This window comes from Anaerolineales bacterium (genome assembly GCA_015075725.1).
In the GTDB taxonomy this organism is placed as follows: domain Bacteria; phylum Chloroflexota; class Anaerolineae; order Anaerolineales; family Villigracilaceae; genus Villigracilis.
The window spans coordinates 841,247-856,025 of record JABTTV010000001.1 but is presented as its reverse complement, the minus strand read 5'-3'; the positions used below and the strand labels follow the sequence as shown (position 1 = coordinate 856,025).

Sequence of the window (14,779 nt, the reverse complement as noted above, 5' to 3'; positions counted from 1 at the left end):
CCATTTCCGATCAAGCCGCCGCGCGCAGGGCAGCCATATTTTCAGTGATCTTGCCTTCCTTGAAAACCGTCCGACCCACGACGATAGTATCCGCACCGGCTTTCTGGATTTGGGATAAGTTCTCCGCCGAGACGCCGCCATCCACAACCCATTCGCATCTTCTCTGACCCGCAGCCTGTTTGCCCTCCCGGACCTTTTCCAACACTTCAGGCAGGAACGGGCAATCGGGCATCTCAGGTTCGGTCGTCAGCACAACAATGAAGGAAAGATACGGCACAAGGTAACTCAAATCCGGGATGGGCGTGGCGGGGTTGAACGCCAGGCCAGCCTGCGCGCCCAGCGAGACAATTTGCCGCAGCACACGGCGCGGGTAGGGACAGGCTTCGTAATGTACTGAAATGCGGTTCGCCCCGTACGCCGCCAGGTCGGGCAGAATCCATTCCGGGTTGACCATCATCAGATGAACGTCGAACGGCAGGCGCGTGAGCGGGCGCAAATCTGCAATGATCTTTGTCCCCAAGGTCATGACGGGCGTGAACGACCCGTCTTCCACGTCGAAGTGAATATAGTCCGCGCCGGCAGACTCGAGGTCCGCGATGACCCGGCTGAGATGAAGCATGGGAGCAGAGGCAAGCGAAGGGGCGATGCGAAGCGGCATGACTATTTCTTCCGTTCCAAGCGAAGACCCATCTCCCCAAGGCGGCGGGCACAGCGCTGGATCAATTCTCGTTCTGTGATCAGTGTGCGGATGTTTTCTGGGCTGGCGCGATGAATTAGTATATCGGTTTGTTTTGCTACAAAGGGAAACCTGCTGACGGAAATGGCTTCCTCCCACGACAAGTCGAAGTCACTGAGGCGAATACTCTTTGGTTTTTTGGTCTTAGAGCTGGCTTTGATTTTTCTGCCCGCCTGCTCCAGGATTTGCCCAGCCAGTGCATCACCAATCCGGGCGAGGTTTTGCCAGGAAAGCAGCAGCAACAATCCATACGCCACCAGCAAGGTGTTCACCCATCCTGCGTTGCGGAAGTAAATATCCAATAAAGCCGGTCCCCACACTCCGGTCTGACTCTTTACCCATTCAAAAATACCCATTAAACCTCAGCGCATCCTGATCATATGGGGGAGCCTTGAGCGCAAGGCTCCCCACAAGAACATTAAACTACTCGCCCATGCCGAAAATATTTTCGAGCTTGACGCGGCGTTTTAGGAAGTACAAGCCGACCACCGCCAACAGACTGACGACGATTGCCAATCCGGCCGGGGTTTGGAAAAGGAAATACAATCCGTAAGAGGTGGGAATGGCGGCGTCGCTCATGACGGTATAGGTGGCGTATCCTGCCGGGATGTCCAAACCAAGCGAACTTGTATTCACCAATTCGGTCACGCCCGGCGCGAGCAGTGTGGTAAAGATCAAACCGATCCCCATCACAATCGCGCCCAGCAGGGTGGTGAGAATGACATCTCCTGCCACCAAAGGAGCGAGCATGGCTGCTACAAACACGCCATCTGCCAAATCAATGAAGGGCAGGGTGCGGTTACCCAGCGGGGAAAGCGCCAGAGCCAGCAGGATTTCGATGGGTACGAGGAGCAATCCTGTGGCAATGACCGTCGAGTTTCCAGCCAGAACCGCAGAGTCGAGCCCAATGTAGAATTCCCGTCCCTTGAAACGGTTGGTCATGAAATTATTCGCCGCCTCGGCGACAGGGGTCAATGCTTCCACAAGAATGGAAACCATGCGCGGGATGAGCAGCATGACTGCGGCAGTGTTCACAGCAGTGAGGATCGAATCCTTAAACGATTGCCCGCCCAGGAGTCCCAGCAGGAAGCCGATAATGAAACCCAGGACCATCGGTTCGCCGAGCAGGCCGAGTCGTTTGCGGATCGCATCGGGATTGGCTTTGAGATTCTTTAGAAACGCCAATCGGTTGAACAACCACGCAAAGGGAACTGCCAACAGCATATATCCAGCCGATTGCAGGTGAGGGATGGACACGCCCGGCATCTTGAAGTGCTTTTGAATCAACGGCGCGGACCAGTCCGCCAGGAATAAGGCAATAACCAGCGTCAGGAGCGCGGCGAACAAGCCAAGTGCAAAACTGCCTGTCACAAACTGCACCAGCGCGCCGACGAACGCCATGTGCCAGAAATTCCAGATATCCACATCCAGGGTCTGCGTCAAGCCGAAGATGAGCAGGAGGACGTTGAGCAGAATCCCCAGCGGAATGATCAGGTTACCGACCGGCGTGGCAAATGCCAGGGCAGATGCGGCGGGCCAGCCGATGTCAATGATATCCAGATTGGTGCCGGTATTCTGGGCAAAATTTTGTCCGATGGTGCTGACGGTGTTTCCCAGCAATCCGACCGTCAGAAAGATGCCGACAAACGCGACAGCGGTCATCAAGCCACTTCGGATGGCACTGTCCCACTTCTGACCAAGGAAGATGCCCAAAAGGGCAATTACAACCGGCAGCGCGATCAATGGACCAAGCCCATTAAGGAACTCTCCAATTGAGGCAAGAATACTTTCCATCATCATTCTCCTTTAGGTCTTTGCAAAGCGTGCGCGAGACTTTGGAGGGTCTCGCCTTGACCGATGCCGGTGATGAGCGAAATTCCATTTATGACGGCGGCAACCTCTTCAAATTCCGGGGGGATTTCGGTTGTCGCAAGAATGACGTCCGCTTCACAGCGATCAGGGGAAATTTCAGTAACCCGGTATTGCAAAACCCGGGCTTCGATGCCCTGCTCTTCAAGGTATTTTTCCACCTTCAAACGAAGCATGGTGGAAGTGGCAATCCCCGTTGCGCAAACGACATATACTGTTTTCATCGCATTTCTCCGGTCTGGTCAATATCACAACAAGCAGCATGTTGTTTTTGTTCAATAACAACCTCCTTGCCCGGCAGGATTATCGAAATTCCTAATTCGATGCCGGCACTCCTGCTCTTAACTGGCGGACTCGGTCCATGAGCGCTTTAACGCGCTGGCCGTCCACCGGATTCCATGTATTGCCATTCTGTTTGAAAGTGGTGCCGATCACGGCTCCATCCGCCGCCTTCAATTGTTCCTCGACGTTATCCAGCCTGACACCCGTGTTGGCAAAAACAGGCGTATCCGGCACAACATCCTTGACCAGTTTCAAGGTCTGGGCGGATGTTTCTGCGCCCGCTGTCAGCCCCGAGACGCATAACGCATCCGGTCGGTTGTTGAATACGGTCGAGCGCGCGATGTCTGTGACCGGGCGATCCCCGAGGTACGTAGCCGCTTCCGGCACAATATTGAAGAACAACCGGACGTGCTGCGCGCCAATGGCGTATTGGTGGCGAATCACTTCACCGGCATTCGTATTCCACAAACCGAAGTCGCTTGCGTACACGCCGGTGAAAATCTCGCGTACGAAGCGGGCGCCTGTCGCCATCGCCAGATCAATGGACGCGCGCGGGTCCCACAAAACGTTCACCCCATAGGGGATTTTGACCTCCCGTTTGAGTTCGCCGATCACCGAACCCATGCACGCGACTGTGATGGTCTCCACTTTTGTCAGGTACGGCAGGCTGAATTCATTCGAAAAGAGGATGGCGTCCACGCCCCCTTCCTGCAGGGCGAGCATGTCGGCGCGCGCCTGCTCGTACACCCAATCCATGCCTTTGACTGCATCGTACTGCGGATCGCCCGGCATGGCTCGCATGTGGCACATGCCGATGACGGGTTTTTCGACTCCAAAAAGATCTTTTACCCAGGTTTGCATAGAACCTCTTTTATGATGTTTACCCCCGACTCAAGTCCAATTCGGGAGTGAAGGATCGGGCTGCGGCTTCCACAAGTTGGATCATCTGAAGAATGTCCGTCTCGTGGCACATTTGAATGGATGCGTGGCTGTATCGGTGCGGAATGGACAGCCCGGCGATCACATAACCTTTGTCGTCCAGATACAACTGGAATGCCGGGTCGGTGATCACGCCCACGATGACTTCGCGCTGCAGGGGGAGGTTTTCCTGTCTGGCAATCCTTTCGATAAACCGGCGCAGTTTCGGCGAAGAGAACAACCCGCCCAGCGTGCCGCGCCCGTGAAAGTCCATCATTTTGATCGCCGGTCCCTTGCGCATGGCCACCGGATGCAGGGGTTTGTCGATCGGGGTGTCAGCGGCGATCGTAATATCCAGCGAGAGAATCGCATGAGGTTTGGTGGCAGTTACCGTCGGCAGCGAGCCGCGGATGCTGAATTCCTCCAAGACCGTGAACGAGAAGACAATCGTGGAGGGCGGCCTTTGCACGGCGAAGGATTTCAGAACCTCCAAAAGGATGAAAACGCTGACGCGGTTATCCAGCGCCTTGGAGCAGATCATCCCATCGCCGAAGCGGTGATAGTTTGGGTGATACGTCACCGGGTCGCCCACCTGGACCCCCGCCTGTTCCACCGCTTCCCGACTGGTCAGCCCAATGTCAATGAACATGTCATGCACAGTGGGGACCTTGAACTTCTCGTCGGACGACGTGATATGGTGCGATTTCGTCCCCACATAACCGGGAACCAGCCGATTGTCGTCCGTCAGCACGTCCACTCGCTGGCCTAACAGGGATTTCTCCGGTACGCCGCCCACACGTTCGATACGCAAAAAGCCATCGTCGGTAATGTATCTGACGATCAATCCCAGTTCATCCATGTGCGCCTGCAGCATCAGGCGATGATCGGGATGTTTCGTGCCTTTCAAAATCCCCACCACGTTGCCGAGGTTATCGACGCTGACTTCATCCACCAGCGGACGAATCGTATCCCGGACCAACGCCGTCATTGCGTCTTCGCGCCCGGAGACGGCATGGACGGCGCACAACCGTTCGAGCATACCCCAGTCATGTTGGTTCATGAGAACTCTCGAATCTTTCTAAAAAGCGATCGAATAATGCCGAATGGAGAAGGGAATTGGATCCCTTCTCCATTTAGACGAGCGGTTACGACTAGCCTCCAAACAATCCGCTTATGGTTGTAAGGATCCAGGCGATCCAGTTCCCGCCAGAGAGGCCGGTAATCTGAACCGCGCCTTCCGGAATGGCATAGCCAATATCCGAGGCGATCTGGGTCAGCAGTGGAGCAAACGCGCTGGAGATGTACAGCACCATGACCATGATGATGGTGCCGTACAGGATCGAGCGGAAGAAGTTCCCTCTGGTCAGGGGCGGAACCATACAAATGAAGAAGGCGGTCGCAGCCAGGTCAGCGGCGGGCAGGGTGTTGTTCCCCGGCAGGATGGCGGCGAGAAGCAGCGTGATCGGGATGAGCAGGATACCGGCGGCGATGGTGATCGGATGCCCGATTAGGATGGCGGAATCCAGGCCGATGTAGAATTCGCGCCCTGCAAAGCGCTTCTGCATAAACTCACGCGCGGCTTCCGAGAGCGGGGTCAAGCCTTCCATGAAGATGGCGATGATGCGCGGGATCAACAACATGACGGCTGCCATCTGCACCGCAACGGTCAGGACCTTGGTCGAGAACCCATAGGCGATCAACCCGAACAGCAAACCCAGGGTCGCGCCCATGATGATCGGCTGTCCGAATACGCCGAGTTTCTTCTGCATCCCTTCCGAGTCCCAGTAGATGTCGCGCAGACCGGGGATCTTTTCCACGATCCAATTCAGTCCCTTGATGATCGGCACACTGGTGACCGCCCAGCCCTGCGGAATGGACACGCCCGGAATCTTGAAGAATTCCTGCACGTCTTTCGCGGTCCAGTCGGCGATGAGCAGCGACACGATCGCATGGATCGCCGCGGCGATCAAACCCAGCACCAGGTTGCCTCCCGTGACCAAATAGACCAATGAGCCTGTAAAGGCATAATGCCAATAGTTCCACATATCGACATTGAGGGTTTTGGTCCAGCGGAAGACGAGCATGATCAGATTAACGCCGAGGGCAACAATGAATACGAGCGAACCGACGACTGTGCCGAAAGCGATGGCAGCCGCCACACCCCAGCCGACATCCAACGCGTTAAGTTGAATCCCGGTCGCTTCGACCAATGCGGCAGTGGCTGGTCCAAGCGCGTCGAACAACAGCGTGATGACCAGTCCAAGACCGATGAAGCCAACGCCGACTGTAATGGCGGAAATGAAGGCGCGGCTGATTTTTTGTCCCAGGATGAGCCCCAGGATAAAGATGATGATCGGCAACATGACCGGCGAACCAAGCCCGGTCAGGAAGTCGAAGATCGACTTGATGGTTTCCATATGCATTCTCCTTTTGTGATTGGGTACACGTCATTCCTTCTTCAAAAGCATCTCTATCTTTTCGATGACCTCCTTTATGCCGATTCCGGTCAGGAATGGAATCCCATCCACGACAGGAACGTCAATATCATAGGGCACTTGCGCGGTGGCGACCACCAGGTCGGCATCGGGCGCAAGCGAAGGCACCTCTGGGACACGACATTGAATGGTGTGGATCCTCAAACCGCGCTCTTCCAGCAGTTCCTTGATCTTGATGGCGACATGCGTGGAAGTCGCGATGGCTGTGCCGCATGCAACAACGATCTTGTAAACCTTTCCGGCGGAACCATTGCCCGGCATAAGTCAGTTCCCTTCGAACAGGTTTCTAAACGTGGTTTCGAACATCCAGATATCGTATTCGTAAACGTCGTCGAACGGCGGCGGCACGACAGCCAGGAGGTGGAATTTCTTCGAGGCAAGTTGAACTTTGAATTTGTCCATCACGTTCCCCGGCTTGCCGTACTGCGAATGGACGACAACCGCGTCCACCCCTTCGACATCCTTCAAGAGGTCCAGGATATCCTCCGTTTCGGGCGTGACTGATTCCGGCTCGCAAATGGACAGCGTGTATTTGCCCGCCGACCCCGCCGCCACATCCACGCGGACGGTTTTTCCCGCCACATTCAATTGCGGCAGCACGTAAATATCCTGCTCGCCGCGCTTTTGCATGGCACGCGTCATGTAAAAACGGAGTATGTGCCGGAGATGGGCTTCTTCGTTCGAGGGTTTTGGAATCGCGCTTCGAAACGCCATGTACGTTTCGGTTTGTCCGGGGTTTACTTTGGCTTGGGCATCGAACTTAAGGTCCATCGGCATTCTCCTTTTCAGAAATCAATCCGCCAGGATGACTTCAACTCCCCGCTCGCGCACCTTATCGAGGACTTCGGGCGGGGCGGATCCATCCGTGACGATCTTGTCCACGGCGGTCAACGGCGCGACCGATGTAAAAGTCGTCACGCCGAACTTCGCGCCGTCTGCAACCACGATTTTTTCCTGTGCGCTGCGTATCAGCATTCGTTTGATCTGGGTGTCTTCGATGTTATATTCCGTCAAGCCGTCTTCGAGGCTGACTCCCCCGATACCGATAAATGCCTTGTCCACATGCAGGTCTTGATAGACCTGCTCCGGGATGTGACCCACCATGGATAACTCCCGCGGGCGCACGATCCCGCCTGTGATGATCAGCCGGGCATCCACCTCGAGAGAAATTTGATCGACGATCTTCGCCGCGATTTGCAGACAGGAGGTGACGATTGTAAGGTTACGTTTCCCCTTTAGCCCCTGTACGATTTCAAGGGTCGTGGTGCCCACATCCAGGGCGATGCTGTCCCCGTCGTAAATCAATTCCGCCGCCTTCCGCCCGATGGCGGCTTTTGCTTCCTTATTCTTGACCGCCCGCGTCTGGAAGGAAGGTTCATAACTGCGCCCCAGGTTGGCAATTGCCCCGCCATGAACACGGCGAAGCAATCCCTGGCGGTCCAATTCATTGAGATCGCGGCGGGCGGTCATATCTGAGATATTGAACCGCGAGCATATATCGGCAATGGAAATATTTCCCCGCCCCATCACCATCTCCACGATTTGGCTCTTGCGATCAATCGATTTCAACGCATCTCATCCGATGGGCAAATCAATGTTTGATTTTGTTTACATGCTATAAAAATAATGTTTGAATGTCATGTGACATTAAGCATTTTTACGCATGAAGAAAGTCACATCCGAAGAGACCTCTTCATCTATTCCCCTTTGAGCCGGGGGAATCTGAAGCGCAGTGAAATGCAAACAATATGACGGGGACTTGGCATCTTGCACGTTGGGAAAAGGTAGTGTAGTGTTCCCTGCATCTCCCGCCTGTGTTTGAATAGAACTCTTGCATAAGTGCTCCCGCCACAGTCCTCGGCGGTAGGGACGCCGCCTTAAGCAAGGTAAAAATTTGACTTTTGCAAGAAGTCTAATGGTAACCCCACTAAACAAAGCCGTAACTGTTTTACCTCATCACATTGTGGTGTGCATCAACTTCGGGCGGTATTGCAGCGCCTCTGCCAGATGCGGTGACTGGATCGCTTCACTCCCTGCCAGGTCCGCGATGGTGCGGGATAATTTGAGGATGCGGTGATAAGCGCGCGCCGACAAATTGAGTTGACTCATCGCCGCTCGCATCAAACTCTGACCTTCGGGCTGCAACTTGCAAAACTGCCGCACCTCTCCGATGCGCATGTCCGCGTTGCAAAGAACATCGGTACTTGAGGAACCGGAATTCGTAAATCGGGTGTGTTGAACATCCCTCGCGGTTTGAACGCGCTTGCGGATCGACTCGCTTGATTCACCGAGACGGCCTCTGCTGAGTTTCTCGTAATCCACACGCGGGACTTCGATGTGGATGTCGATGCGGTCGAGCAAGGGACCGGAGATGCGCTTCTGGTATTTGGTCACGACGGCGGGAGCGCAGGTACAAGCTTTTTGAGTATCGCCCCAATAGCCGCATGGACAGGGATTCATGGCGGCGATCAATTGAAAATTGGCTGAGAAGGTCAACGAGCCCTTGGCGCGGCTGATGGTGACAACTTTGTCTTCCATCGGCTGGCGCATCACTTCGAGGACGCGCGTCCCGAATTCGGGGAATTCATCGAGAAATAAAACGCCGCGATGCGCCAACGAGATTTCGCCGGGTTTGGGAATGTTCCCGCCACCGACCAGTCCGGCATGTGAGATGGTATGATGCGGCGCGCGGAAGGGACGTTGTTTGATGAGCGGCGTGCCCGGCGGGAGTTGGTCTGCGACTGAAAAGATGCGCGTGACATCCAATGATTCTTCGATGGACATTTCGGGCAATATTCCAGGCATGGCTCTTGCAAGCAATGTCTTCCCTGCGCCCGGAGATCCGACCATCAATACGTTATGCCCGCCTGCCGCAGCGACTTCGAGCGCGCGCTTGACGTGTTCCTGTCCCTTGATCTCGGCGAAATCGGTGGGGGTGAAGAGCGGGTCGGGGGAATCCGCTTCGGAGGGTTGATAAGGCTGGATGGGTTCGCGATTGGTCAAATGTCCGTAGAGATGCGCAAGCGATTTGACCGGGTACACTTCCAGGTCGGGGATCAAAGCTGCTTCGCCAGCATCCGCTTCGGGGACGAACATCCGCTTGAATCCATTGGCTCTTGCAGCGGCAGCCATCGGCAAAACTCCGCGCGTGTGACGGACGACTCCATCGAGCGAAAGTTCGCCGACGACCATCGCACCTTCGATGGTCTCTTGTGGAAGAAACCCGGCGAGGATGACGACGCCCAACGCGATGGGAAGATCGTATGCAGGACCTTCCTTGCGAATGGCGGCGGGGGATAGATTGACGACGATACGATGACGGGGGAAATGCAAGCCCGCGTTCTTGACAGCGGTTTGCACGCGCTCTCGGCTCTCCTGCACAGCGGCATCGGGCAGACCGACGATGACGACGGCGGGCAGGCCGTTGGTGTAATCCACTTCCACTTCGACGATCACACCTTCCAGCCCCACTACGGCGCAGGAGTACACTCGCGAGAGCATAACGCATTTTATCAGACTTATTTGTCCGTCGTTTGCTCCATTGGGTCTTTGAGTGCAAATAAAAAGAGCCGGGTGTTGTCCCGACTCTTTCCTTTTTTCTTATTTCTTCTGCTAGTCCAGCAAATTTTGCGGGATGTTTCCGCCGTTGGCGGCGATGCGGCGCAGGACTTCCTTGTGGAGCCAGGTGTTCATGCGCGCAGAGTCGCTCATCTGATCGGCGGGGCAGTTGAGTTCCTTGGCGAGTTCCTCGCGGGCTTCGCGGCTCGAGTCGAGGTCGAGCAGTTTCAACAGGTCGACGATGGAGACCTTCCAGTTGAGGTCCTTGCCCTTGGCTTTGGTTTCGAGTTGGGCAACCACATCCACAACTTCGATGGCTTTCGGTGCGGACTCGACGGAGGAACTTGCCTTGCTCGGCATCGAGCGCATCCCCGCTCCGGCGACCGAGGCTTTCGGTGCAGATTTTCCGGAAGCGGCTGGTTTTGCGCCTGATGCAGCGGCAGCCGGTTTTGTCTCCTCTTCCTCTTTCTTTTTAATTCCGAGCTTTTCGAGTATCTTACTGAATAGTCCCATGACAGAATTCCTTTCAATAATTTGGATTTGAAGGCATTCGACTGCCTCGTGAATTTATTATATCAACTTCCATTGTTCATCGTATTAATGTTTCGTTATATTTTCGCGCATTAGAATTTGTTTCATGATAACTTGGATATTTACAATCCGATATAATTCGCGCATGGAAAAAAAGAACCATCCATTTTGGACTCGCGATTCATCCATCCTGCTCGGTGGATTCTTCGTCACCATCATCCTGATCGTTTACATCTGGTGGCCCCTTGCCGAAGAAGTGCTTGCGCTCATCGATTGGGATGGCGCCTGGTGGCTGTATATGGATTGGCTGCTGCTCGGCATCTTCCTTTTCATGTCGGTCACCATCGTGGCGCGCGCGAATCTCAAGACCGATGTACTGATCGTCTTCGTCGGCGTGTGCGGCGGGCTCGCAATCGAAAGCTGGGGTACGCAAACAAATCTCTGGCATTATTACACGGCAGAACGCCCGCCTTTGTGGATCATTCCCGCCTGGCCGATTGCAAGCCTCTCCATCGACCGAATCACCCGGTTTATGGATTGGTTCATCAAACGGATGGAAAATCTTGCAGGCGAACCCATTCATCATTCCCTTTTCCGTGCCCTTTATTGGATCATCTTCGCCTCTTTCCTGATCCTGATGCTGGTCTTTGTTTCCCCGACCTTCGGCAAATCCTACACCTTGCTCTCTATCCTGTTGTGCGCTCTTCTCATCCTCACGCCAACCGATCATCGCTTTGCCTTGTTGACCTTCATCGCCGGTTCGGGGTTGGGATATTATCTCGAGTTGTGGGGCACGACCCGTCAGTGTTGGACGTATTACACGCTGGAGACTCCGCCTTTGTTCGCTGTGCTGGCTCACGGCATGGCGGCGGTCGCTTTTTGGCGGGCGGGATTGTTGGTGAAGATGGTGTTAGAGAAGGCGGGGTGGGATCGAAAGCTTATTGTGAATAGCGAATAGTGAGATGTCCGCAGGGCGATGGTTCCTGCGGACTTTTTGTTCACTCAAAGGGAGCAAAACGCCGGGGGAAGCCGCCTCAGGCAAAGGTCAAGAAAGAGGCGAAAGTGACATCCGATCCCTTGACAGGCGGGGAAATTACCCTATAATGTGACCGGTCGGTCATATGACCAGGTAGTCACATGACCTGGAGGTCACTCCTTGCCCAAACAGACATTCCTCAACCTTCCCGAAGAAAAGCGAAACGCCATTGTGAATGCCGCCATCGATGAGTTTGCGGAGTACGGCTTTGAATCCGCTTCCATCAACCGGATTGTTGCAAACAGCGGCATTTCGAAGGGCAGTTTTTATCAATACTTCGAGGACAAGCGCGATGTATTCATGTACCTGCTCACGCTGCTCGAACAGGAGAAAATTTCCTACTTCAAGGATAAGCGCCCGCCGGGCAATAACATGGATACCTTCCAGTATTTCCGCTGGATGATCAAGACGGGCATGGAGTTCAACTCGGCGTATCCGCGCATCACACAGGCGATCAGCCGCGTGCTGTTGGTGGAAGGATTGTATTACGGAAAACTATTCGGCGACTACCATCAGAAAGCCCTTGACGCGCTGCGGATGATGATCAAGGGAGCCATGGCGCGCGGCGAAGTGGATCCCAGTGTGGACGTGGACCTGGCGGTGATGGTCATGGATACCTGGAGCAACGCCATCAGCACCTACATCCTGAACGAAGGCATGAAACACAAGGACATGATGAAATGGGTGCGCTCGTCCAGGACACAGGAGAAGATCGACAAATTGCTTTATGTGATGGAATACGGCTTGCGGAAGACCGAATCGGAATTCGAAGCGAGCCGGTAGAAAGGAATCAATCATGTCACTTTATCTGCGCATTGCATGGCGCAATGTGTGGCGGCATCGCCGCCGGACTTTTTTGATCGCGATCGGTATGGGCGTCACGATGGCGATGCTTGTGTTATACGACGGGCTGATCGGCGGCTTTGAGCAGGCGATCTACGGCAACGCCATCCAATTGCTTGGCGGAAATATCCAGGTCCATGCGCCGGGATACAGCGAAAAAGCCGGGCGCAAACCGCTTTTGCCTTTGGACGATCCCGAGGCGCTCGTGCGTGCGGCGGAATCGCAGCCCAATGTGGTTGTCGCATCGAAGCGCATCGTCACGGGCGGCCTTGTCACCAACCGCGAAGGCGCTTTTGCGATCACCATCGTCGGTGTGGAGACGGATAAGGAAGGCAGGATCACGCCGGTCTCGGAAAACATATCGAGCGGGCGTTATCTCCTGCCGGATGACGGCGATGTGATCGTCATCGGTCAGGGATTGGCAACGGCGATGGAGATCGAAGTGGGCGACCGCATCACAATGGTCGGCAACACAACTCACGAGCAGACCCGCCAGCGGACCATGACCGTGATCGGGATCTATGATGTCGGCGTGCCTTCGGTGGAAAAGGGAACGATCTATATCTCGCTTGCCGAGGCGCAAAGCCTCTTTGGCTTGGAAGGTCAGGTGACCGAGATCGTAATTTCGTTGAAGCAGATCGGGCAGGAGCCGGGTGTCATGGACGCCCTCAACACTTCCGTGCCGGGTTATGAGGTGGAGAGTTGGGTGACGAGCATCCCCGACCTGAAAAAGACAATGGACATGAAGACCGGCGTGATGAGCGTGTTCGGTGTGTTCATGCTCGGCATCGCAGCCATCGGCATATTGAATCTCCTGATGATGGCGGTCTTCGAACGCACGCGCGAGATCGGCATTGTCGGCGCATTGGGACTCAAACCGCGCGAGATCACCTTCCTGTTTTTGCTCGAAGGGATTCTCATCGGCTTGATGGGTGCGGCGATCGGCGCGATTCTGGGTACCGCGATCAACGGCATCCTCGGCATCTACGGCTTGGATTATTCGCAATTCGCAAACCTGACCGAGTACACCGCCCTGATCAGCGGAAGCATCTATCCCCAGCTCGTGCCGTTGAAGGTGTTGAAACATGCCTTTACTGTTGCGATCATTGCTGCGCTGGCGGCTTTGTATCCCGCCATCGAAGCGTCACGCCGCGAACCGGCGGAAGCGCTGCATTACGTGTAATTGGGAGGCTGCGTAACAGGCATTCTCAAACGCCGTCATCGCGCGTTGGAGAACGCGCTTCTGCGCAAATCTTCCAACAAGAGGAAATCCTATGAACTACTTCAAAATGGCATATCGCAACCTGGGCAGGCATCGCAGGCGTTCGCTCCTTTCGGGGTTGGCGCTCGCTCTCGGCACAGCCCTGTTGATGTTCATCGCCGCATTCTTTCAGGGTGAGATGCGCAGTTCGATGGAAACCACGCTGAAACTCAACACCGGTCATCTGCAAGTGCGGGATGAAGACTACGACCCGGACAAGCTCTCCGTCGCTTGGGAATACCTGATCGAGAATCCGGATCAAGCCGCGGCGCAGATCGAAGCGCTGGACCCTGTCCGGGTGGCCACGCCGAGACTGGTCGCAAGCGGAATCGTCTCCGTCCGCGATGAGTCGGCCGGGGTGCAGATCATGGGCATCGTCCCGGAGTCTGAGGCGAATGCGCCCTATCGCGATGGAATCATTTCCGGTGAATTCATCACCGCCGACGACCGCGAAGGAATCTTGATCGGGCTTCCGCTTGCCGAAAGCCTGGGTTTGAAGGCAGGCGATCAAATCAGCCTGCTGGTGAATACCTCCGACGGCGATGTTGACGAACAGCAGTTCACCATTCGTGGAATCTTCACCACCGGCACAAGCGCGTGGGATAAGGGTATTGTTTTCCTTCCGCTTGCCAAGGCGCAGGCGTTCTCCCGCGCAGAGAACCACGCCAGCATGATCTTCATATTGCTGAAAGACCGTGAAAAAGCGGAAGAAGTTGCCGGAGCGATCCAGGGTGAAGGGATTGTGGTGAAGACCTGGACGCAGATGAACGAACTGCTGGTGTTGGTGGAGGATTTTTCGAACGCGTATCTTGCCATCATCAACCTGATCGTGCTGGGTGTGACGGCGACGGTTATCGTTAATACCTTGTTGATGTCTGTTTTCGAACGCACGCGCGAGATTGGAGTTTTATCCGCCATCGGCATGAAGGGCAGGCAGGTCATCGCCCTGTTCCTTTCCGAAGCAACCCTGCTGGCGTTCGGCGGAATCGGAGTCGGCGCATTGGCGGGCTGGGCGCTCTCGGCATACTTTGGCAAGGTCGGCGTGTACTTCGGCGACCTGGGCATTAGCGGTGATATGTTGTTGGAAGACCGCATCTACACCTACCTCACGCTCGATTCCGCCGTCAATCTCATCATCACCGCATTTTTGATCACCATCCTCGCTTCGCTCTACCCGGCGCGCATGGCATCCCGCATGGAGCCTGTCGAAGCCCTGCGCGGCGCACAATAAAAAATTGCGTAGCGGATGT

At 55.2% G+C, this 14,779-nt stretch carries 16 protein-coding genes; 4 read left to right on the top strand and 12 right to left on the bottom strand.

Features of this window, described 5'->3' with window-relative positions; translation table 11 throughout:
- Positions 1-10: 10 nt before the first annotated feature.
- From HS100_04130 to HS100_04075, 12 genes are all read right to left on the bottom strand, one after another.
- Positions 11-658: a ribulose-phosphate 3-epimerase gene (locus HS100_04130; protein ID MBE7433079.1), complete on the bottom strand. Its 648-nt coding sequence runs from the start codon at positions 656-658 to the stop codon at positions 11-13.
- A 2-nt stretch (positions 659-660) separates the two neighbouring features.
- The gene (locus HS100_04125) at positions 661-1,092 is read right to left on the bottom strand and encodes a hypothetical protein (protein MBE7433078.1); all 432 of its coding nucleotides are present in this window, start codon (positions 1,090-1,092) and stop codon (positions 661-663) included.
- A 67-nt stretch (positions 1,093-1,159) separates the two neighbouring features.
- Positions 1,160-2,530 carry a hypothetical protein gene (locus tag HS100_04120; GenBank protein ID MBE7433077.1) on the bottom strand — a complete coding sequence of 457 codons (1,371 nt, stop codon included), beginning with the start codon at positions 2,528-2,530 and terminating at the stop codon, positions 1,160-1,162.
- Between the two features lie 2 nt (positions 2,531-2,532).
- Positions 2,533-2,829, bottom strand: coding sequence for a hypothetical protein (locus HS100_04115; GenBank protein MBE7433076.1), 297 nt, complete (start codon positions 2,827-2,829; stop codon positions 2,533-2,535).
- A 91-nt stretch (positions 2,830-2,920) separates the two neighbouring features.
- Positions 2,921-3,748 carry a BtpA/SgcQ family protein gene (locus HS100_04110; protein ID MBE7433075.1) on the bottom strand — a complete coding sequence of 276 codons (828 nt, stop codon included), beginning with the start codon at positions 3,746-3,748 and terminating at the stop codon, positions 2,921-2,923.
- 19 nt (positions 3,749-3,767) lie between these two features.
- A complete protein-coding gene (locus HS100_04105) occupies positions 3,768-4,865 on the bottom strand; it encodes a hypothetical protein (protein ID MBE7433074.1) in 1,098 nt (365 codons plus the stop codon).
- Between the two features lie 91 nt (positions 4,866-4,956).
- Positions 4,957-6,222, bottom strand: a complete 1,266-nt coding sequence (locus tag HS100_04100; protein MBE7433073.1) for a PTS galactitol transporter subunit IIC — start codon at positions 6,220-6,222, stop codon at positions 4,957-4,959.
- Between the two features lie 30 nt (positions 6,223-6,252).
- Complete coding sequence (locus tag HS100_04095) at positions 6,253-6,561, bottom strand: PTS sugar transporter subunit IIB (GenBank protein MBE7433072.1); 309 nt, start codon at positions 6,559-6,561, stop codon at positions 6,253-6,255.
- A 3-nt stretch (positions 6,562-6,564) separates the two neighbouring features.
- Complete coding sequence (locus tag HS100_04090; protein ID MBE7433071.1) at positions 6,565-7,071, bottom strand: hypothetical protein; 507 nt, start codon at positions 7,069-7,071, stop codon at positions 6,565-6,567.
- A gap of 21 nt (positions 7,072-7,092) precedes the next feature.
- On the bottom strand, positions 7,093-7,833 hold the full coding sequence (locus HS100_04085) for a DeoR/GlpR transcriptional regulator (GenBank protein ID MBE7433070.1): 741 nt from the start codon (positions 7,831-7,833) through the stop codon (positions 7,093-7,095).
- A gap of 423 nt (positions 7,834-8,256) precedes the next feature.
- A complete protein-coding gene (locus tag HS100_04080; protein ID MBE7433069.1) occupies positions 8,257-9,801 on the bottom strand; it encodes a YifB family Mg chelatase-like AAA ATPase in 1,545 nt (514 codons plus the stop codon).
- A gap of 111 nt (positions 9,802-9,912) precedes the next feature.
- A complete protein-coding gene (locus tag HS100_04075; protein MBE7433068.1) occupies positions 9,913-10,371 on the bottom strand; it encodes a DUF3597 family protein in 459 nt (152 codons plus the stop codon).
- 163 nt (positions 10,372-10,534) lie between these two features.
- Here HS100_04075 and HS100_04070 point away from each other — a divergent pair, with 163 nt between their 5' ends.
- The 4 genes from HS100_04070 (at position 10,535) to HS100_04055 (ending at position 14,760) form a co-directional block, all read left to right on the top strand.
- Complete coding sequence (locus tag HS100_04070) at positions 10,535-11,347, top strand: hypothetical protein (GenBank protein MBE7433067.1); 813 nt, start codon at positions 10,535-10,537, stop codon at positions 11,345-11,347.
- A gap of 198 nt (positions 11,348-11,545) precedes the next feature.
- On the top strand, positions 11,546-12,208 hold the full coding sequence (locus HS100_04065) for a TetR/AcrR family transcriptional regulator (GenBank protein ID MBE7433066.1): 663 nt from the start codon (positions 11,546-11,548) through the stop codon (positions 12,206-12,208).
- A 13-nt stretch (positions 12,209-12,221) separates the two neighbouring features.
- Entirely contained in the window at positions 12,222-13,451 is a 1,230-nt protein-coding gene (locus HS100_04060) for an ABC transporter permease (GenBank protein ID MBE7433065.1), read from the top strand.
- Between the two features lie 91 nt (positions 13,452-13,542).
- The gene (locus tag HS100_04055; GenBank protein MBE7433064.1) at positions 13,543-14,760 is read left to right on the top strand and encodes an ABC transporter permease; all 1,218 of its coding nucleotides are present in this window, start codon (positions 13,543-13,545) and stop codon (positions 14,758-14,760) included.
- Positions 14,761-14,779: the final 19 nt, after the last annotated feature.